At 60.2% G+C, this 19,661-nt stretch carries 16 protein-coding genes; 12 read left to right on the top strand and 4 right to left on the bottom strand.

Annotated features, from left to right (window positions below):
* Positions 1–7: 7 nt before the first annotated feature.
* From yqhD to BN1125_RS10650, 7 genes are all read left to right on the top strand, one after another.
* Positions 8–1,171 (top strand): alcohol dehydrogenase, encoded by a 1,164-nt coding sequence (yqhD, locus tag BN1125_RS10680; RefSeq protein WP_042012284.1) that lies wholly within the window; start codon positions 8–10, stop codon positions 1,169–1,171.
* Positions 1,172–1,678: 507 nt separating this feature from the next.
* The gene (locus BN1125_RS10675) at positions 1,679–3,205 is read left to right on the top strand and encodes a Re/Si-specific NAD(P)(+) transhydrogenase subunit alpha (protein ID WP_042012283.1); all 1,527 of its coding nucleotides are present in this window, start codon (positions 1,679–1,681) and stop codon (positions 3,203–3,205) included.
* 11 nt (positions 3,206–3,216) lie between these two features.
* Positions 3,217–4,701, top strand: coding sequence for a Re/Si-specific NAD(P)(+) transhydrogenase subunit beta (gene pntB / locus BN1125_RS10670; protein WP_042012282.1), 1,485 nt, complete (start codon positions 3,217–3,219; stop codon positions 4,699–4,701).
* A gap of 98 nt (positions 4,702–4,799) precedes the next feature.
* Positions 4,800–5,576 carry a substrate-binding periplasmic protein gene (locus tag BN1125_RS10665; protein ID WP_042012281.1) on the top strand — a complete coding sequence of 259 codons (777 nt, stop codon included), beginning with the start codon at positions 4,800–4,802 and terminating at the stop codon, positions 5,574–5,576.
* A gap of 284 nt (positions 5,577–5,860) precedes the next feature.
* Positions 5,861–7,147, top strand: coding sequence for an L-cysteine desulfidase family protein (locus BN1125_RS10660; RefSeq protein WP_042012280.1), 1,287 nt, complete (start codon positions 5,861–5,863; stop codon positions 7,145–7,147).
* A 133-nt stretch (positions 7,148–7,280) separates the two neighbouring features.
* A complete protein-coding gene (locus tag BN1125_RS10655; protein ID WP_042012279.1) occupies positions 7,281–8,681 on the top strand; it encodes an L-cystine transporter in 1,401 nt (466 codons plus the stop codon).
* Positions 8,682–8,779: 98 nt separating this feature from the next.
* Complete coding sequence (locus BN1125_RS10650; RefSeq protein WP_042012278.1) at positions 8,780–10,108, top strand: CoA-disulfide reductase; 1,329 nt, start codon at positions 8,780–8,782, stop codon at positions 10,106–10,108.
* A 134-nt stretch (positions 10,109–10,242) separates the two neighbouring features.
* Here the strand turns inward: BN1125_RS10650 and BN1125_RS10645 are convergent, their stop codons facing one another.
* Positions 10,243–10,998 carry an outer membrane protein assembly factor BamD gene (locus tag BN1125_RS10645; RefSeq protein WP_042012277.1) on the bottom strand — a complete coding sequence of 252 codons (756 nt, stop codon included), beginning with the start codon at positions 10,996–10,998 and terminating at the stop codon, positions 10,243–10,245.
* Positions 10,999–11,115: 117 nt separating this feature from the next.
* Between BN1125_RS10645 and rluD the strand changes: the two genes are divergently transcribed.
* From rluD to clpB, 3 genes are all read left to right on the top strand, one after another.
* On the top strand, positions 11,116–12,096 hold the full coding sequence (rluD, locus tag BN1125_RS10640; RefSeq protein WP_042012276.1) for a 23S rRNA pseudouridine(1911/1915/1917) synthase RluD: 981 nt from the start codon (positions 11,116–11,118) through the stop codon (positions 12,094–12,096).
* Positions 12,097–12,228: 132 nt separating this feature from the next.
* Complete coding sequence (gene pgeF, locus BN1125_RS10635) at positions 12,229–12,966, top strand: peptidoglycan editing factor PgeF (protein ID WP_042012275.1); 738 nt, start codon at positions 12,229–12,231, stop codon at positions 12,964–12,966.
* A 202-nt stretch (positions 12,967–13,168) separates the two neighbouring features.
* A complete protein-coding gene (gene clpB, locus BN1125_RS10630) occupies positions 13,169–15,742 on the top strand; it encodes an ATP-dependent chaperone ClpB (RefSeq protein ID WP_042012274.1) in 2,574 nt (857 codons plus the stop codon).
* Positions 15,743–16,135: 393 nt separating this feature from the next.
* Here the strand turns inward: clpB and asnA are convergent, their stop codons facing one another.
* Positions 16,136–17,128, bottom strand: a complete 993-nt coding sequence (asnA, locus tag BN1125_RS10625; RefSeq protein WP_042012273.1) for an aspartate--ammonia ligase — start codon at positions 17,126–17,128, stop codon at positions 16,136–16,138.
* 154 nt (positions 17,129–17,282) lie between these two features.
* Here asnA and asnC point away from each other — a divergent pair, with 154 nt between their 5' ends.
* Positions 17,283–17,744: a transcriptional regulator AsnC gene (gene asnC, locus BN1125_RS10620; RefSeq protein WP_005339783.1), complete on the top strand. Its 462-nt coding sequence runs from the start codon at positions 17,283–17,285 to the stop codon at positions 17,742–17,744.
* Positions 17,745–17,752: 8 nt separating this feature from the next.
* Here the strand turns inward: asnC and BN1125_RS10615 are convergent, their stop codons facing one another.
* Positions 17,753–18,496, bottom strand: a complete 744-nt coding sequence (locus BN1125_RS10615; protein WP_042012272.1) for a substrate-binding periplasmic protein — start codon at positions 18,494–18,496, stop codon at positions 17,753–17,755.
* Between the two features lie 111 nt (positions 18,497–18,607).
* On the opposite strand from BN1125_RS10615, the gene BN1125_RS10610 reads away from it, so the two are divergent.
* On the top strand, positions 18,608–19,144 hold the full coding sequence (locus BN1125_RS10610) for a DUF2301 domain-containing membrane protein (RefSeq protein ID WP_042012271.1): 537 nt from the start codon (positions 18,608–18,610) through the stop codon (positions 19,142–19,144).
* Here BN1125_RS10610 and BN1125_RS10605 read toward each other — a convergent pair.
* Complete coding sequence (locus BN1125_RS10605) at positions 19,141–19,545, bottom strand: CBS domain-containing protein (RefSeq protein ID WP_042012270.1); 405 nt, start codon at positions 19,543–19,545, stop codon at positions 19,141–19,143. The genes BN1125_RS10610 and BN1125_RS10605 overlap by 4 nt on opposite strands.
* Positions 19,546–19,661: the final 116 nt, after the last annotated feature.

The raw sequence follows: 19,661 nt of genomic DNA, 5'->3' as shown, positions 1-19,661 counted from the left end.
AATGTCGATGAACAACTTTACCCTCCATACCCCGACCAAAATCCTGTTCGGCCAGGGGCAGATCGCCCAGTTGCGCGAGCAGCTCCCGAGCGATGCCCGCGTCATGATCACCTATGGCGGCGGCAGCGTGGTACGCAGCGGCCTGCTGGCGCAGATCCGCAGCGAACTGGCCGGCTTCACCCTGTTTGAATTTGGCGGTATCGAGCCCAACCCGACCTACGAGACCCTGATGGGCGCCGTGGAGCTGGCCCGTGCCGAGCGGGTCGACTTCCTGCTCGCCGTTGGCGGTGGCTCAGTGCTCGATGGCACCAAGTTTATCGCCGCTGCCGCGCACTACGATCTGGCCAAAGATCCCTGGCACATTCTCGAGACCGCCGGCAGCGAAGTGCGCTCAGCCATCCCCCTCGGCACTGTGCTGACTCTGCCGGCGACCGGTTCAGAAATGAACATGGGGGCCGTCATCACCCGTCGTAGCAGTGGCGACAAGGTGCACTTCTTCTCGCCGTTCGTGATGCCGCGCTTCGCCGTGCTGGATCCGGTGCTCACCTACACCCTGCCGGCGCGTCAGGTGGCGAACGGGGTGGTGGATGCCTTCATCCACATTCTGGAGCAATACCTCACCTATCCGGTCAACGCCAAGGTGCAGGATCGCTTCGCCGAAGGGCTGCTGCTGACCCTGATCGAAGAGGGCCCCAAGGCGCTGGCCGAGCCGCACAACTATGAGGTGCGCGCCAACATCATGTGGAGCGCCACCATGGCGCTGAACGGTCTGATCGGTGCCGGGGTGCCGCAGGATTGGGCCACCCACATGCTGGGTCACGAGCTGACCGCCCTGCACGGGCTCGACCACGCCCAGACCCTGGCGGCCGTGCTGCCAGCCCTGTTGCAGGCCAAGCGCAAACAGAAGCACGCCAAGCTGCTGCAATACGCAGAGCGGGTGTGGGGGCTGAACAGCGGCAGCGAAGCGGATCGCATCGACGACGCCATTGCCGCGACCCGCGACTTCTTCGAGCGGATGGGGGTCAAGACCCGGTTGCGCGACTACGGCCTCAAGGATCTGGGTATCGATACCCTGATCGGCAAGCTGGGGGAGCACGGCATGACCCGTCTGGGCGAGCACGGCGACATCGACCTGGTGCAGAGTCAGCATATTTATCAAGCGGCCTGGTAAGGACAGTCAATCGGCTCCACACCGGTGAAATGATTAAATTGTCGGGGCTGTCTCCCGCCATTTGGCGGCTGAGCGGCCCTGTTTTCGTTGGGTAAATGTTACTTTTCGGGGTTTCGCTGCGAGAAGTGAGACGAAAGCGGATTTCGTAAGAACAAAAAACGCTAAGATAGAGGGCCGGTAAAACATTTTTTTTGACTGGTTGGATCACTTTTTTCAGTCGTTTTTACTGGTATAAGCCTCTAATTTGGTTTGTTTTTTTTTACCGCAGCCCAAGATGGGCTGAATTCTGTACGCGCGATGCCGGGACTGCGGTTGTAATAAAACTCCAAAATTTGATACTAATCACCTTCGCGCCTGAAAAGCGGGGGCCTGACCATGACAGGAGGTTGAGGTAAAGCCTACTGATTTTCATAACAAAGAGCCTTGGACCTGCACTTTGGTCATGTCTTGTTTCGCCAGAAGTGAGACACTGGGCAGCGATTGTTTATTAACCATCAGGGAATAGTCATGCAGATTGGAATACCGAGAGAGAGTCTCGCCGGTGAGACCCGGGTCGCAGCGACCCCGGCGACCGTCGAGCAGCTGAAAAAGCTCGGCTTCGAGGTCGCCATCGAATCCGGCGCAGGCCAGCTGGCCAGCTTCGATGATGCCGCCTTCGAGGCTGCCGGTGCCAGCGTGGTGCCGAGCGTCTGGCAAGCCGACCTTATCTTCAAGGTCAATGCGCCGTCCGATGCCGAGATCGCACAAATTAAAGATGGTGCCACTCTGGTGAGCTTCATCTGGCCTGCCCAGAACCCTGAGCTGGTCAAGAAGCTGTCCGAGCGCAACATCAATGTGATGGCGATGGACATGGTGCCACGGATCTCCCGTGCCCAGTCCCTCGATGCCCTCTCCTCCATGGCCAACATCGGTGGCTATCGCGCCGTGGTTGAAGCAGCGCACCAGTTCGGTCGCTTCTTCACCGGTCAAATCACCGCCGCCGGTAAAGTGCCGCCTGCCAAGGTGCTGGTGATCGGTGCCGGTGTCGCCGGTCTGGCCGCCATCGGTACGGCCGGCTCCCTCGGTGCCATTGTGCGTGCGTTCGATACCCGTCTGGAAGTGGCCGAGCAGATCGAATCCATGGGGGGGGAATTCCTCAAGCTGGACTTCGGCGGCGAAGATGGTGCCTCCTCTGACGGTTACGCCAAGGTGATGAGCGAAGAGTTCATCAAGGCCGAGATGGCGCTGTTCGCCCAGCAGGCCAAAGAGGTGGACATCATCATTACCACCGCCCTGATCCCGGGCAAGCCGGCTCCCAAGCTGATCACCAAAGAGATGGTCGACAGCATGAAGCCGGGCTCCGTCATCGTGGACATGGCTGCTCAGGCTGGCGGCAACTGCGAATACACAGTGCCGGGTGAACTGCATGTCACCGACAACGGCGTCAAGGTGATCGGTTACACCGATCTGCCGGGTCGTCTGCCTGCCCAATCCTCCCAGCTCTACGGTACCAACCTGGTCAACCTGATGAAGCTGATGTGCAAGGAGAAGGACGGCAAGGTTGCCATCAACTTCGAAGACGTGGTTCAGCGCAACATGACGGTGATCCAGGCCGGTGAAGTGACCTTCCCGCCGCCCGCCATCTCCGTCTCTGCTGCGCCACAGAAACCGGCCGCCGCCAAACCGGCCGCCAAGAAGGAAGAGGCCAAGCCCTCCAACAAGAAGTTCATCTGGGGTGCGCTGGGGATCGCCGCCTTCGGTTGGGTCGCTGCCGTGGCGCCTGCTGCGTTCCTCTCTCACTTCACCGTATTTATCCTGGCCTGCGTGGTCGGTTACTACGTGGTGTGGAACGTCTCGCACGCCCTGCACACGCCGCTGATGTCAGTCACCAATGCCATCTCCGGCATTATCGTGGTCGGCGCCCTGCTGCAGATCGGGCAAGGGTCGACTCTGGTCACCGTGCTCTCGTTTGTCGCCGTGCTGATTGCCAGTATCAACATCTTCGGCGGTTTCACCGTCACTCAGCGCATGCTGAAGATGTTCCGTAAGGATTAAGGGGGTTTAACGTGTCTCAAGGACTGGTAACAGCATCCTATATCGTTGCCGCCGTGCTCTTCATCCTCAGTCTCGCGGGACTGTCGAAGCAAGAAACGGCCAAGCATGGCAACCTGTTCGGTATCGCGGGTATGGCTATCGCCCTGCTCGCCACCGTATTCAACCCGGAGACCAGTGGTGTGCACTGGATCATCCTGGCCATGGTGATTGGCGGTGCCATCGGCGTGCGTCTGGCGCTCAAGGTCGAGATGACCGAGATGCCCGAGCTGGTCGCCGTGCTGCACAGCTTCGTGGGTATGGCAGCGGTGCTGGTGGGCTTCAACAGCTTCATTGATCTGCACCCCTCCGCCCCTGCTGAAGTGGTGGTCTCCGTTGGTTCCAACCTGGATGCCACGCTGGCAGCCGCCCGCGCGGCGTTCGAGCAGGCGGCCAGCGTCGCCCAGGTCGAGCACCTCACCGGCGCCATGCTGAACATCCACCTGGTGGAAGTATTCCTCGGCGTCTTTATCGGTGCCGTGACCTTCACCGGTTCCGTGGTGGCCTTCGGCAAACTGCGCGGTTTGATCTCTTCCAAGCCACTGATGCTGCCGCACCGCCACAAGTTGAACCTGCTGGCGGTGGTCGCTTCTCTGGCGCTGATGGTCTACTTCGTCAACGCGGGCGGCTCTACCTTCGCCCTGCTGGTGATGACCCTGATCGCCTTCGCCTTCGGCTGGCATCTGGTGGCCTCCATCGGTGGTGCCGACATGCCGGTGGTGGTCTCCATGCTCAACTCCTACTCCGGTTGGGCCGCGGCAGCGGCGGGCTTCATGCTCTCCAATGACCTGCTGATCGTGGTGGGTGCGCTGGTAGGTTCCTCCGGTGCGATCCTCTCTTACATCATGTGTAAAGCGATGAACCGCTCCTTCATTTCGGTGATCGCCGGTGGCTTCGGCTCCGACGGTGTGGCCTCCACGGCTGACCAGGAGATGGGCGAATACCGCGAGACCAGCGCCGAGGAAGTGGCTGACCTGCTGAAGAACTCCAGCTCCGTCATCATCACCCCGGGCTACGGCATGGCGGTGGCGCAGGCCCAGTATCCGGTCGCCGAGATCACCCAGAAGCTGCGTGACCGCGGCGTCAAGGTGCGCTTCGGTATCCACCCGGTTGCCGGTCGTCTGCCAGGCCACATGAACGTGCTGCTGGCGGAAGCGAAAGTGCCGTATGACATCGTACTGGAAATGGACGAGATCAACGACGACTTCGCCGATACCGACACCGTGCTGGTGATCGGTGCCAACGACACCGTCAACCCGGCTGCGATGGAAGATCCGGGCAGCCCGATCGCCGGTATGCCGGTGCTGGAAGTGTGGAAAGCGCAGAACGTCATCGGCTTTAAGCGCTCCATGAACACTGGCTACGCCGGTGTCCAGAACCCGCTGTTTTTCAAAGAGAATACCCAGATGCTGTTTGGCGATGCCAAGGCCAGCGTCGAGGCGATCCTCAAAGCACTGTAAGTGACTGTCAGAAAACAGACGTCAAGGAGGCTTCGGCCTCCTTTTTTATTGTTCCCTCCTTGTATATCCTCACTCCATGCGGATCATGAGGGATCTCTATGATGTGGTGTCAGGGTTGGCGAAAGATAGGGTGGTATGGCTGGTTGCTGGCCTCTCTTCTCGGCGGTGGCGTGGCCATGGCTCACGAAAAACCGACCCTGACCATATTGACCGAACTGTGGCCCCCTTATGTGATGCGCAGTGACAAGGGGGAGCTGGTAGGAGCGGATCTCGATCTGGCTCGCACCGTGCTGCAGCAACTCGGCTATCGCATCGAGGTGAAGGTGCTGCCATGGAAGCGGGTACTGCAACAGGCCCGGCTCGGGCAGGGGGATGCAGTACTCGATATCTTCTATATCGAGGATCGCCAAGAGTGGCTCCACTATCCCGAAGAGCCGCTCTCGTACAGCGGCGAAGTGCTCTTTTATCCGGCGGATCGCCCGGTGAAATTCGAGCAATTATCCGATCTCAAGGGGTTGCGGATCGGCATTCAGGCCGACTATGCCTATAGCCCCGATTTTCTGGCCGATGAAGGGGTGATCAGGCTCGCCATGACGGGCGATGGCAAGATGGTCAAGCAACTGCACATGATGATGGCTGGCCGACTGGATGGTGTCGTACTCAATGAGCAGGTCGGTCGTTATCTGCTGCTTACTCAGGGGTTGCAGGGTCAGGTGCTCAACGCTCGTCGCTTGCTGACCGACGATAACCGCAACTTTCTCGGATTTACCCACAAGCCTGGCCACGACCAGCTGGCTATCCGCTTCTCTGCCGCCCTGAAACAGTTCAAGCGGACCCCCGCCTACCAGCAGTTACTGGCCCGCTACCATCTCTAGGTGACTTCGCCGTCTGTGCGTTACATCACAATTTTTCGCGCTTTGTTAAAAGATGGGCATAATGGCGCTGAAAAGCGATGTTGCGCAACTTAATTTGACCCTATTGATATTAAAATCAAATTAAGTTGATTTGCATGGGGCTGTTATCAGATGGCCACCTCTCTCGCTCTCGCGACGTCTCGACGACGCGCTCCGGATTGATGTTGACCCCGTGTCCCCCTTTTTTGCCATGCCGTTGCCTGTTGTGATGGCAGGCATTGCGCCACCAGAATGAGAATGCACAGATGAAACCACAATGGACCGACTTTATTACCCTGCTCAAGCGTGAAGTGGTGCCGGCCCTGGGCTGCACCGAACCCATGTCGGTGGCCCTGGCGGCGGCCAACTGCCGCAAGTTGCTGGGGGAGACCCCGACCCGCATCAGCGTCTGGGTCAGCGGCAATCTGTTCAAGAACGGCATGGGGGTCGGGGTGCCGGGTACCGGCATGATTGGCCTGCCGGTGGCGGCTGCGGTCGGCATCACCGGCGGCAATCCCGATGCCGGGCTGGAGGTGCTCAAGGCTCTCACGCCAGCGCAGGTGGAAGCGGCCAAGCTGCTGCTGCCCGCTATCAAGGTGGATGTGAAGGATGTGCCGGACGTGCTCTATGCCGAGGTGCTGGCCGAAGTGGACGGCCACAGCGCCCGGGTGGTGATCTGTACCGACCACACCCGCATTATCCTGATGGAGAAGGATGGCGAGGTGCTGATGGCGCAGAACAGTGCCCCCGGCGTGCAGATCCAGCCAGCCAAATCTGCCAAGCCGGCCATGACCCTGCGGGAGATCGTCGATTTTGCATTGGCAGTGCCGCTGGCGGAGATCGACTTTATCCGCGAGGCCGCCACCATGAATCAGGCGCTGGCAGATGAGGGGCTGCAGGGTTACGGCCTGCAGATCGGCAAGATCCTCACCGAGCAGGTGGAGCGCAAGCTGCTCTCCGATGACCTGATGACGTTGGCGATGCGCCTCTCCTCCGCCGCTTCCGATGCGCGGATGGATGGCGCCATGTTGCCCGCCATGTCCAACTCCGGTTCCGGCAATCAGGGCATTGCCGCTACCATGCCGGTGGTGGCGGCCGCTCGCTTCCTCAAGATGAGCGATGAGCAGCTGACCCGGGCGCTGGTGATGAGTCATCTGGTGGCCATCTATATCAAAACCTATCAGAACAAGCTGTCGGCGCTCTGCGCCGCCAGCACTGCCGCCATGGGCGCCGGTGCCGCCATCACTTGGCTGCTGGGCGGTCAGTATCAGCAGATCAGCCACTGCATCAACAACATGATTGGCGACGTCTCCGGCATTATCTGCGACGGCGCTGGCAGCGCCTGCTCCATGAAGGTATCCACCTCCACCTCGGCGGCGGTGAAGTCCTCGCTGATGGCTATCAACAACCTGCATGTCCCCCAGAGCGAGGGGATCGTCTCCGATGATGTGGACGAGACTATCGCCAATCTGGGCCGCCTCTCCAAAGAGGGGATGCTGGATACCGACATCGAGATCATCAACATCATGCGAGCGAAACAGCAGAAGCAGTGAATCTGTGACAAGGGGGCGATAGACCCCCTTGTTCTTGTCACGGCGGCGCAGACCGTCTGACACGGTTGCCAGGGCAAGCATGGTGCTTGCTCTTGTTTCTCGGGCGCAAGCCCGCTTTTTGGGGAGTCATACCATGACACTTAGCGTTATCGGCAATCTGGCCATTGCTGCCATCTTGCTGTTCTTTCTCTATCGATTACAGGAAAAGCATGTCAGCTTTACCCGCCGGGTATTTGCCGGTCTGGGGCTCGGTATTCTGTTTGGCGCCGCGCTGCAACTGCTCTATGGCGCCGGTTCGTCCGTCATTGTCCAGACCGTCGACTATCTGGATATCGTGGGCAGCGGCTATGTGAAGCTGCTGCAGATGATCATCATCCCGCTGATCATGGTCTCCATCATCGGCGCCATCCTCAAGCTCAATGGCGGCACTGCGCTGGGCAAGATCAGCGCCATGACCATAGGCGTGCTGATCTTCACCACTGCCATCGCCGCCGGGGCGGGCATCCTGATGTCCAACCTGTTCGGCCTGACCGCTGAGGGGCTCACCTCCGGTGCCGCCGAGAGCGCCCGTAGTGCTGCGCTGCAGACCACACTCGGCAGCGTTGAGAGCATGTCGTTTGCCAAGATGATGCTGGAGTTCATTCCGGCCAACCCCTTCCTCGATATGACCGGGGCGCGCAAGACCTCCACCATCGCTGTGGTGATCTTCTCCATCTTCATCGGCCTCTCTGCCACCGGCATCGCCCGCAAGAAGCCGGAGATCTTCGCCAGCTTCAGCCACTTCGTGGCCGTGGCCCATGCCATCGTGATGCGGATGGTGACTCTGGTGCTGCGTTTGACCCCGTTCGGTGTGTTGGCGCTGATGACCAAGGTGGTTTCCGGTTCCAACTACGCAGATATTCTCAACCTGCTTAGCTTTGTGATGGCCTCTTACGGCGCTATTGCCATCATGTTTGGTGTGCACCTGCTGCTGGTGAGCCTGGTCGGCATCAACCCGCTGCGCTTCCTCAAGAAGATCACCCCGGTGCTGGCCTTTGCCTTCACCTCGCGCACCAGTGCGGGCTCCATCCCGATGAACGTGCAGACCCAAACCAAGTCGCTGGGTATTCCTGAGGGGATCGCCAACTTCGCCGCCTCTTTTGGCTCCACCATTGGCCAGAACGGCTGCGCCGGTATCTATCCGGCCATGCTGGCAGTGATGATCGCCCCGACCGTCGGGGTCAACCCGATGGATCCCGGCTTCATCATGACCCTGATCGCCATCATCACCGTCAGCTCCTTCGGGGTGGCTGGGATTGGCGGCGGCGCCACCTTTGCCGCGCTGATCGTGCTATCTGCACTCGACTTCCCGGTGGCGCTGGCCGGTCTGCTCATCTCCATCGAGCCGCTGATCGACATGGGCCGTACCGCACTGAATGTTTCCGGTTCCATCACCGCAGGGACGGTCACCAGCCGCCTGATGGGCGAAACCGACATGCAGGTGTTCAACAGCGATCACGAAGTGAGTCTGGATGGTGAAGAGTCCACCGTCTGATTTGCTGTCGGTTGATCTGCGCGTGGAAAGGGGTGACCCTTTCCCGTCATAGACCGCAGGGAGGGCATGCCCTCCCTGCGCCATTGAGAGGAAAAATAATGAGAATTCTGATCATCGGTGGCGAAGCCGCCGGTATGAGCGCGGCGGCCAAGGCGCGCCGTCTGGCCAAAGATGCCGAGATCGTGGTGTATGAGGCCTCCGAAGTGATCTCCTTCGGTGCCTGTGGCCTGCCTTATTTCGTCGGCAACGAGTTTCAGGAGCCCGGCTACATGGCCGAGTTCACCCCCGAGCAGTTCGCCGCCAAGGGGATTGAGGTCAAGATTGGTCACCGGGTGTTGAGTCTGGATGCTGCCGCGCAGACGCTGACAGTCGAGCATAACGGCGACACCTTCACCGATCGCTATGACCGGCTGATGATTGCCACCGGCGCCCGCGAAGTGATGCCACCTATCCCCGGTTTGCAGCAGCAAGGGGTATTCGGTCTGCGCCGGATGGCCGACGGATTGGCGTTGAAGGCGGCAGTACAAGACAAAAACAATCGCCGCGCCGTGGTGATCGGTTCCGGCTTTATCGGGCTGGAGGTGGTTGAGGCACTGGTCCATCAGGGCAAAGAGGTGCGTCTCATCGAGCTGGCGGATCGGGTCATCCCCGACGCGTTTGATGGCGAGATCACCCAGCACATCGAAACCGAACTGCGCGAGCAGGGGGTCTCTCTCCATCTGGGTGAGCGAGTTGAAGCGCTGCTGGGGGATGGCCGGGTGACTGGCGTGCGAACCAGCCAGGGCGAGTACGAGGCCGATATCGTGGTGGTCTGCACCGGGGTCAAGCCCAACACCGAATTTCTGGCCGATACCGGTATCGAGCGGCTCGGCAACGGCGCCATCAAGGTGGACCGTCAGGGACGCAGCTCGCTGGCCAATGTCTGGTCGGCCGGTGACTGTGCCAGCGTCTGGCACAGCGTGAAGCAGCAGCAGGTCTATGTGCCGCTCGCCACCATCGCTAACAAGCTGGGCCGGATGGTGGGTGAGAACCTGGCTGGGGCCGAGCAGGAGTTCCCGGGCACTCTCGGTTCTGCAGCGCTCAAGGTGTTGGGGTTGGAGGCGGGTCGTACTGGCCTCTCCGAGCAGGAAGCCAAGGCGATGGGCATCGACTATCGCACCGTGGTGATCAAGGACAAGTGCCACACCAACTACTGCCCGGGTCAGTCCGACATCCATGTCAAGCTGGTCTATGAAGCGGGCAGCAAGCGGCTGCTGGGAGGCCAGATCCTCGGTCGCAAAGGGGCGGTACATCGCATCGATGCGCTGGCGGTGGCCATCACCATGGGAGTGACCACTGAGCAGCTCGGCATGCTGGACTTTGCCTACGCGCCGCCCTTCTCCCGCACCTGGGACGCCCTGAACGTGGCGGGTAATGTCGCGAAGTAACAGCTGTGATGATGGCGCCGTCACGCTGATCCTGCCCTGCAGAGCCTCTGCGGATAACATCTGTGGATAAATTGCAGAGATAAAAAAACCGATGCCTTGGCATCGGTTTTTTGTTACCGGTTTATCCGTATCACTCAGCCACGGCCGAGGCGGTTCTCCGGGTAGTTCTTGGCCAGCACTTCACGGGCATGCTTGGCCAGCTGCGGCATCTTCAGGGCGTCGTAAGACTCGACCATGATCTCCAGTGCCTTCTCGGTTTCGGCTGTGTCGGGGTAGGTTTCGACAATCAGCTTGGCCCGGTTGGCGGCCGCGACCAGTGCATCACGCTTCACGTAATACTCGGCAACGGTCAGGTCATATCTGGCCAGACGATTCTTCAGGCCAATCATGCGGGCGCGGGCATCGGCGGCATAGACGCTGTTGGGGTAGTTCTGCAGCAGGGTCTTGAAATCCTGGAATGCCTGACGGGCATAAGCCGGGTCTTTGTCGTCCCGATCGATACCGAACAGGCTCTGGAAAAAGTTGTAATCCGCCGCCATGTTGGTCAGGCCGCGCATATAGAAGACATAATCGATATTTTTATGCGCCGGATTGAGGCGGATAAAACGGTCGATATTGGCGATCGCCTGAGCGGTATCATCCTGCTTGTAGTAGGCATAGATGAGGTCAAGCTGCACCTGGTTGGAGTAGGCACCGAACGGGTAGCGAGAGTCCAAAGCCTCCAATAATTCAGTGGCTTGTGCGTAATTGCCAACGTCCAGTTTGAGGCGTGCTTTCTGGTACAGGGTCTCCGGCGGTTCGTCGGGTACCTTGGGTTTGGTGCTGGAACAGCCTGTGATCAAGGTAGCGACCAAGGCGAGCGACATCAGCAGGTGAGACTTCTTTCCCATCAACAACATCCGGTCCATTTCCACGAAATTGGCAAAGTATCCGTTATGCTTGGCTAAAAGAAAAGCTAGAATACCCGGATTATTTCGAATTGATACCCCCCGCTCAAGAGACCATACATGAGCCAGCATATTGAACTGACAGGCGAATTCCAGGATCACCAATTCGGGCAGCGACTCGACCAGGCCCTGGCCGAATTGTTTCCAGACTACTCCCGCACCCGCATCAAGGAGTGGATTTTACAGGACAGAGTGACCCTGGACGGTCAGGTTGCCAACACCCCGCGCGAGAAGATTCTGGCCGGGCAGCAGGTGCATGTGAATGTCGAGCTGGAAGCCGATACCCGCTGGGATGCCCAAGATATCGAGCTCAACATCGTTTATGAAGATGAACACATTCTGGTGATCGACAAACCGGCCGGACTGGTGGTTCACCCGGGCGCAGGCACGCCGGATGGCACCATCCTCAATGCCCTGCTGCACCGCTACCCCGGCATTGCCGAGGTGCCCCGCGCCGGTATCGTGCACCGTCTGGATAAAGACACCACAGGTCTGATGGTGGTTGCCAAGACCGTGCCTGCCCAGACCCATCTGGTGGAAGCGCTGCAGGCGCGCCAGATCACCCGTGAGTACGAAGCGATCGCCATCGGTCACATGACCGCAGGTGGCACCGTTGATGCGCCCATCGGCCGTCACCCGACCCAGCGTACCCATATGGCCGTGGTGCCCAATGGTCGTCCTTCCGTGACCCACTTCCGGGTGCACGAGAAGTTCCGTGGCCACACTCGTCTGCGTCTGCGTCTGGAAACCGGTCGTACCCACCAGATCCGTGTCCACATGGCGCACATCAAGCACCCGCTGGTGGGTGATCCCGCTTATGGTGGCCGCCTGCGCCTGCTGCGCAACGCGACGCCGGAGCTGACCCAGATGCTGCGCGGCTTCAACCGTCAGGCGCTGCATGCCACCATGCTGCAACTGGCGCATCCCATCACGGGTGAAGTGATGCAGTGGCACTCCCCCACGCCGCAAGACATGGTGGAGCTGATGGAAGTGCTGCGGGCAGATACCCTCGCCAATCCGGATGACATTGTCTGGAATTAATGGGTGAATAAGGTGGCGCCGCGACGGCCTCTGCCGTCGTACCAGCCATGTTGCTTACGTTGAAACGGGGTTCCTTAACTGGCTGCAGATAAGGAGCCCCGTTTTTATATCGGTGAATTAAAGGAGTCACAGATGAAATGGATCGAACCCGACTGGCCAGCCCCGGCGCACGTCAGGGCGTTGTCGACCACCCGGGATGGCGGCGTCAGTGAAGGGGTCTTTGCCGGCCTCAATCTGGGTGCCCATGTGGGGGATGAACCGGCGCGAGTCGAGGCCAATCGGGCCCGGCTGCAGCAGGCAGCTGCCATCCCGGGGCCCCTTAACTGGCTCAATCAGGTGCACGGCACCGTGGTTCATCCGGTCAGCAGCCATTATCAGCAAGCACCGGATGCCGACGCGGCTTGCGCCCATGAGGTGGCTCAAGCCTGCATCGTGATGACCGCCGACTGTCTGCCGGTGCTGTTCTGCGATCGGGCCGGCACTGTAGTAGCCGCCGCTCACGCCGGCTGGCGCGGGCTGCAGGGAGGCGTGCTGGAGGCGAGCATCACGGCCATGGGCTGCGAGCCGGGGGAGATCCTGGCCTGGCTTGGCCCGGCCATCGGCCCCACTGCGTTTGAAGTGGGTGGCGAGGTGCGCGAGGCCTTTATGGCGGAGCAGGCCGCAGCAGAAGCGGCCTTCGCGCCTTCGTCCAACGACGGCAAATGGTTGGCAGATATCTACCAGCTGGCCCGACTGCGGCTAGCCCGTGCTGGCGTTACCGCCATCTATGGTGGCGAGCACTGCACCTTCAGCGATAGCGAGCAGTTTTACTCTTATCGCCGCGACGGCCAGACCGGCCGCATGGCCTCCCTCATCTGGTTGACCCGCTAAGCAATCACCCGCCAAGTAATACCCCGTCTCTTTCAAGACCAAATCCGTATGAGAGAGGCGGTGATCCTGCCCTCTCCCCGCTTTGCAGAAAAAATAACCAGTCACAGCCCTTGAAATAGTCCGTACGGGCCTCATCTTTCATCTCAGAAAGTTATGTTGTTTGCCGCGCAAGCGGCGTCTGCCTGTTTGAAGGGGGAGTGCAATGCGCCTCGATCGCCTGACCAGCAAATTCCAGATTGCTATTTCCGATGCCCAGTCGCTCGCGCTGGGTCGTGACCACCAATTTATCGAACCCGTTCACCTGATGACCGCCCTGGTCAACCAGGATGGTGGTTCCATTCGCCCGTTGCTCACCCTGACCGGGCTGGACATCAATGCCCTGCGTTCGCGTCTGGGCGAGGAGCTGGATCGTCTGCCGCGTGTCAGCGGCGTGGAAGGGGACGTGCAGCTCTCCAACGGCCTTGGCCGGCTGCTCAACGTCTGCGACAAGCTGGCCCAGCAGCGCAAGGATCAGTTCATCTCCTCCGAACTCTTTGTGCTGGCGGCCCTCGACGAGAAGGGGACGCTGGGCGAGCTGCTACGTGCCCAAGGGCTGACCAAGGAGAAACTCGAAGCGGCCATCGACAAGGTGCGTGGCGGTAAGAAGGTGGAGGATGCCAACGCCGAGGAGAATCGCCAGGCGCTGGAGAAGTACACCATCGATCTCACCGAGCGGGCCGAAATTGGCAAGCTTGACCCGGTGATCGGCCGTGATGACGAGATCCGCCGTACCATTCAGGTGCTGCAACGCCGCACCAAGAACAACCCCGTGCTGATCGGTGCCCCCGGTGTCGGCAAGACCGCCATCGTCGAGGGGCTGGCCCAGCGCATCATCAATGGCGAGGTGCCGGAAGGGCTCAAGAACAAGCGGGTGCTGTCGCTGGACATGGGGGCGCTGGTGGCCGGCGCCAAGTATCGCGGCGAGTTCGAGGAGCGGCTCAAGGCGGTGCTGAGCGACCTTGCCAAGGAGGAGGGCAACGTCATCCTCTTTATCGACGAGCTGCACACCATGGTCGGCGCCGGCAAGGGCGAAGGAGCCATGGATGCGGGCAACATGCTCAAGCCTGCGTTGGCCCGTGGCGACCTGCACTGCGTCGGCGCTACCACGCTGGATGAGTACCGTCAGTACATCGAGAAGGATGCGGCCCTTGAGCGCCGTTTCCAGAAGGTGCTGGTGGAAGAGCCGAGCGTGGAGGACACCATTGCCATCCTGCGCGGCCTGAAAGAGCGTTACGAGCTGCACCACCATGTGCAGATCACCGACCCCGCCATCGTGGCGGCGGCCCAGCTGTCCCACCGCTACATTGCGGATCGCCAGCTGCCGGACAAGGCCATCGACCTCATCGACGAGGCCGCGGCCAGCATCCGGCTGCAGATCGACTCCAAGCCGGAAGCGCTCGATCGCCTCGAGCGGCGCATCATCCAGCTGAAACTCGAGCAGCAGGCGTTGATGAAGGAGGACGACGACGCCAGTCGCAAACGGCTGGATCTGATCAATCAGGAGATTGGCGAAAAAGATCGGGAATACAACGAGCTGGACGAAGTGTGGAAGGCCGAGAAGGCCGCCCTCGCCGGTACCCAGCATATCAAGGCGGCGCTGGAGCAGGCTCGCCAGGATCTCGATGTGGCCCGCCGTGCCGGCGATCTGGGCCGCATGTCCGAGCTGCAATATGGCCGCATCCCCGAGCTGGAGAAGCAGCTGGATCTCGCCACCCAGGCAGAGATGCAGGAGACCAGTCTGCTGCGCAACCGGGTCACCGATGTGGAGATCGCCGATGTGCTGGCTCGCGCCACCGGCATTCCTGTTGCTCGCATGCTGGAAGGGGAGCGTGACAAGCTGCTGCGGATGGAAGAGCAGCTGCACAGCCGGGTGATTGGCCAGGAGGAGGCGGTCGAGGCGGTCTCCAATGCCATTCGCCGCTCCCGTGCCGGTCTCTCCGATCCGAACCGCCCCATCGGCTCCTTCCTGTTCCTCGGGCCTACTGGGGTGGGCAAGACCGAGCTGTGCAAGGCGCTGGCGGAGTTCCTGTTCGACACTCAGGACGCCATGGTGCGGATCGACATGTCGGAGTTCATGGAGAAACACAGCGTGGCCCGTCTGGTGGGGGCGCCTCCCGGATACGTGGGTTATGAAGAGGGCGGTTATCTGACCGAGGCGGTACGCCGTCGTCCCTACTCGGTGATCCTGCTCGACGAGGTGGAGAAGGCGCATCCCGATGTCTTCAACATCCTGTTGCAGGTGCTCGATGATGGCCGTCTGACCGATGGTCAGGGCCGTACTGTCGATTTCCGCAACACCGTGGTCATCATGACCTCCAACCTCGGGTCGGATCTCATTCAGGAGCACCACTCCGAGAAGGATTACGACGAGATGAAGGCCATGCTGATGGAGGTGCTGACCCGCAGCTTCCGGCCGGAGTTCATCAACCGGATCGACGAGACCGTGGTGTTCCACCCGCTCGGCGAGGATCACATCAAGTCCATCGCCCGCATCCAGCTCAAGAGCCTGATGGGCCGACTAGAGGCTCAGGGCTACGAGGTGGAGGTGAGCGAAGCGCTGCTCGACAAGCTGGTGCATGCCGGGTTCGACCCCGTCTACGGGGCGCGACCCCTCAAACGGGCGATCCAGCAGAAGGTGGAGAACCCGCTGGCGCAGGCCCTGCTCTCCGGCCGCATCGTGCCGGGCAAAAAACTGGTGCTGGGAGCTGACAGCAACGGCCTGACCATGACCCAGTAACCAGCCTCGCATCGATGTTTGCAACGCCAGCCTTCGGGTTGGCGTTGTCATATCTGTCGGCGGGGATTCAGAAGCAAAAAAAACGGCAATCCGAAGATTGCCGGGAGGAATGTAGTGACGCGACCTGGCGTGGGTTGAGCGGGTCGCAGGGGCAAGCCCCAGTTTCGCCGTGGGCCATCAGGGATGGCCACACGGCTTACAGCATGTCCGGACTGCGCTCGTTCAGTCCGCACCGCCACACACCTTCACGGCTGACCCGCGTGCCACAGCTTGCGGGCCAGACCTATAAAATCAACACGTTTACAGCATGCCCTGTACGGTAGCCTTGATCTCTGATGGTCAGATGCCGACCGGTGCCTGTTTGTCGATATGCTCCTTTACGAGAAAACCGACTTACAGCATGCCCGGGATGGCGGCTTTCATCTCGGCTGGCCAGACGCCGACCTGTACCTGACCGATATGCTCTTTTTGCAGCAACAGCATGGCCAGACGAGATTGGCCGATGCCACCGCCGATGGTCTGCGGCATCCGTGCGGCCAGCAGATCCTGATGCCAGTCGTACTGCAGGCGATCCTCGTCGCCGGTGATGGCGAGCTGACGACGCAGCGCCTCGACATCGACCCGGATCCCCATGGAGGAGATCTCGAAGCTGTCTTGCAGCACCGGGTTCCACACCAGAATGTCACCGTTCAGACCCGCCAGACCCAGCTCGCTGTGGCTGCTCCAGTCGTCATAGTCCGGGGCGCGCACATCGTGGCGCTCACCGTGGGAGAGCGCACCGCCGATACCGATCAGGAACACGGCGCCCAGCTCTTTGGCGATGGCACGCTCGCGCCCCTTGGCATCGAGGTCCGGGTAACGGGCCAGCAGCTCTTCGCTGTGCAGGAACTGGATCTCGGCCGGCAGGAAGGGGGTCAGCTCGTGCTCGGCACAGACCGCGCGCTCGGTAGCCTTGATGGCGGCCCAGATGCCGCGCACGGTTTCCTGCAGATAGGCGAGATCGCGGCGCTCGCTCGGCATCACCTTCTCCCAGTCCCATTGATCCACGTAGACCGAGTGGATAGGGGTGAGCTTGTCTTCATCCGGACGCAGCGCCTTCATGTGGGTGTAGATCCCTTCACCCGGGCCGAACCCGAAGCGACCGAGAGTCTGGCGCTTCCATTTGGCCAGTGAATGGACCACTTCGTAGCTGTGCTCCGGCAGGGTTTTTACTTTGACCTGCACTGCATTCTCGTGGCCAGAGAGGTTGTCCTGAGTGCCATCACCGACCCGGCTCAGAATGGGGGCTTGCACCTCCATCAGACCCAGTTGTTGGGCGAGTTGGCGGGAGAACATCTCTTTGACGAAGCTGATCTGCTGTTGGCTGCGAATGTAGTGCTGTTTCATGCTGAATTCCTGTTTCAAACCCCGTTGGATGTGGTAATTCTTCAACAGAATGCCAACTAAATTCAATATTCGATAATAGAAATAGGCTTTGCGTATTTTTTTCTTCAAAATAAGCCGTTTTTTAATGAGGTATCGTCAACGGGAGTGCAAAAAAATGCCGGAAAATTACCGGATCGATAATCTCGATCAGGCCATCCTCACCGCTCTGATGGAGAATGCGCGGATCCCTTACGCCGAACTTGCGAAACAACTGGCGGTCAGCCCGGGCACCATCCATGTGCGGGTGGAGAAGATGAAACAGGCGGGGATCATCGAGGGGACACGGGTGCAGGTTAACCCCAAGAAGCTGGGTTACGACGTCTGCTGCTTTATCGGGATCAATCTGAAGAGTGCTAAGGATTACCCCTCGGCATTGGCCAAGCTGCAGGCGCTGGACGAGGTGGTGGAGGCCTACTACACCACCGGCCACTACAGCATCTTCATGAAGGTGATGACCCGCTCCATCGACGAGCTGCAGATTGTACTGATCAACAAGATCCAGACCATCGACGAGATCCAGTCCACTGAAACCCTGATTTCGCTGCAGAATCCGATCCTGCGGGATGTGAAACCCTGACCCCTTGATCAGGGTTCGATATAGGGGATGGCGTACTTGTCGTAGAGGGCCTTGAGGCTGCCGTTTCGCTTCATGCGCAGCAGTTCGGCATCGTAGGCCGCCATCAGGGCGGGGGTCTGTGCATCCGCCCGTGCGCGGGCCCAGGTGTTGAAGTAGGGGCTGCTCTTGAGCGGTTTGGGCAGGTAATCGACCTTGCCCGTCAGCCCCTCTTCCTTGATCTGGGTGAAGGCGGTGACCAGCGGCATGGGCACGGTATCGATCCGTCCGGCCAGCAGTTTGCGCAGTTGCAGCTGGTTCATGGTGATCTCCTGAAACTGATAGGACGGGTCGGCCATGGCCGCTGCCAGTTCAGGGGTATAGGAGAAATCCTTGGTCACGCCGATGCGCCAAGGTTTGAGATCGGCCAGCGTTTCGTAACGGATCTTCAGCAGGTCCGCCTTGCGCACGAAGAAGTGCCAGCTGTGGCGTAGATGGGCCTGTTGGGGATAGATGAGATAACTCTCTCGTTCCGCCTTGTAGGAGTCGGTCATCACCAGATTGCAGGCGTCGGTTTCGCCATTGTGGGTGAGGCGCGCTCCCGAATCGGTCAGATCGAACCGAATGGGGGTTGTCAGCTTGTCGAAGATGGCGGTGACGATCTCGATATCGAGTCCGCGGGGTCTCTGATCGGCATCGATAAACTTGAGCAGGGGCTCCATGGTTGTGCCGCAGATCACCAGATCTCTGGCCGGCAATCCGAGCGGAAATAGCAATCAAAACAGGTGGGTTACACGCAAACTACCTCTCCTGAGCCCGTTTGAAGATATTCCAAGACCTGATTCCAGTATATTGGATGGCACCTGATCCGTTAGAAGCGACAGTTTATGGCAAACCCTGAAATCGAGAGCCCGCTGGACGGGATCGACAAGTTAACCGTCTCGCTCTACCGCCTTGGCTTGAGTGCGGCCGCCCTGCTGCTGCTTTGCCGCGGTGTGGCGCTGCTGAGCGGGATGGTGCTGATCCCGTTGGCACAATGGTTGATGTCTCTGGCAGTGGCAAGCGCAATCTGCGGCTTCTCGCTGCATATCTACGACAAGCGGATTCGCCTGATTCTGCAGGGATTTGGGTGGGGCGCGCTGGCTCTGGCTGCGGTGGGAGCACCGGATGCGCTGGTGCTGGGGGCGGCCTTGGCGACCCTCTCCGGGCTGGCGTTCAAGGAGCAGTTTTGCTTCTCGATTCCCGGGATCAAGCTGGTGCCCGTGCTGCTGCCGGCGTTGTGGCTGCTGGAGTGGTTGCGGGTGGAGTGGGCCGCCGCACTGGTGGCGCTGGTCTGCGGGGCCCTGTTGACCTTGCTGGCGCTGGCCAAGTGGCGGATGCCCCTGCACTTCGATATCGGTGACAAGGGGCGTTACCAGATCTAGGTCTGCTGGCACACCTTCATCTGCTGGTTGAGGGCTTGCATCACCTGACGGCGGCTGATGATGCCGATCACCTTGCCCTGTTGCAGCACCGGGTAGATCTTGGGTTTGGCGTCGGCCATCTGGCGGGCCAGCTCCAGAATACTGTCATCCGGCCCGACCGAGAGGGGCGAGCGGTTCATCAGATCCTCCACCCGGGTGCGGGTGTCGCAGTGATAGCTGCCGGTGAGTAGGCTGGGGATGCAATCCTGCTCCGAGAGAAAGCCGATCAGCCGTTTCTGCTCATCCAGCACCGGCAGGCCGCCAAGGCCGGATTGATGCAGGCGGTCCAGCGCCTCGGCCAGGCTGAGTCCAGCAGTGAGGGAGTGGGTCAGGCGACCCATGTGGTGGTGCACTTTCAGCATGGTGGTGACTCCGCAAGAGAGGAATGCCGTCACTATGACGCGGGCGGGTTGCCCGCGACCAATGGCTTGTGTCGCAGGGATTGATAGGCGCAAGCCATCGGCGGTGATCCGCTGAC

Origin of the sequence: Aeromonas fluvialis, assembly GCF_000819885.1 — a bacterium.
Lineage (GTDB): Bacteria > Pseudomonadota > Gammaproteobacteria > Enterobacterales > Aeromonadaceae > Aeromonas > Aeromonas fluvialis.
The sequence above is the reverse complement of the archived record's forward strand: the minus strand, read 5'-3'. Positions and strand labels throughout refer to the sequence as shown.

Bases quoted from the DNA above. Each gene is read 5' to 3' on its own strand.
- yqhD (WP_042012284.1), top strand. From the start codon at position 8: ATGAACAACTTTACCCTCCATACCCCGACCAAAATCCTGTTCGGCCAG.
- BN1125_RS10675 (WP_042012283.1), top strand. From the start codon at position 1,679: ATGCAGATTGGAATACCGAGAGAGAGTCTCGCCGGTGAGACCCGGGTC.
- BN1125_RS10665 (WP_042012281.1), top strand. From the start codon at position 4,800: ATGATGTGGTGTCAGGGTTGGCGAAAGATAGGGTGGTATGGCTGGTTG.
- BN1125_RS10660 (WP_042012280.1), top strand. From the start codon at position 5,861: ATGAAACCACAATGGACCGACTTTATTACCCTGCTCAAGCGTGAAGTG.
- BN1125_RS10655 (WP_042012279.1), top strand. From the start codon at position 7,281: ATGACACTTAGCGTTATCGGCAATCTGGCCATTGCTGCCATCTTGCTG.
- BN1125_RS10650 (WP_042012278.1), top strand. From the start codon at position 8,780: ATGAGAATTCTGATCATCGGTGGCGAAGCCGCCGGTATGAGCGCGGCG.
- BN1125_RS10645 (WP_042012277.1), bottom strand. From the start codon at position 10,998: ATGGGAAAGAAGTCTCACCTGCTGATGTCGCTCGCCTTGGTCGCTACC.
- rluD (WP_042012276.1), top strand. From the start codon at position 11,116: ATGAGCCAGCATATTGAACTGACAGGCGAATTCCAGGATCACCAATTC.
- pgeF (WP_042012275.1), top strand. From the start codon at position 12,229: ATGAAATGGATCGAACCCGACTGGCCAGCCCCGGCGCACGTCAGGGCG.
- clpB (WP_042012274.1), top strand. From the start codon at position 13,169: ATGCGCCTCGATCGCCTGACCAGCAAATTCCAGATTGCTATTTCCGAT.
- asnA (WP_042012273.1), bottom strand. From the start codon at position 17,128: ATGAAACAGCACTACATTCGCAGCCAACAGCAGATCAGCTTCGTCAAA.
- asnC (WP_005339783.1), top strand. From the start codon at position 17,283: ATGCCGGAAAATTACCGGATCGATAATCTCGATCAGGCCATCCTCACC.
- BN1125_RS10610 (WP_042012271.1), top strand. From the start codon at position 18,608: ATGGCAAACCCTGAAATCGAGAGCCCGCTGGACGGGATCGACAAGTTA.
- BN1125_RS10605 (WP_042012270.1), bottom strand. From the start codon at position 19,545: ATGCTGAAAGTGCACCACCACATGGGTCGCCTGACCCACTCCCTCACT.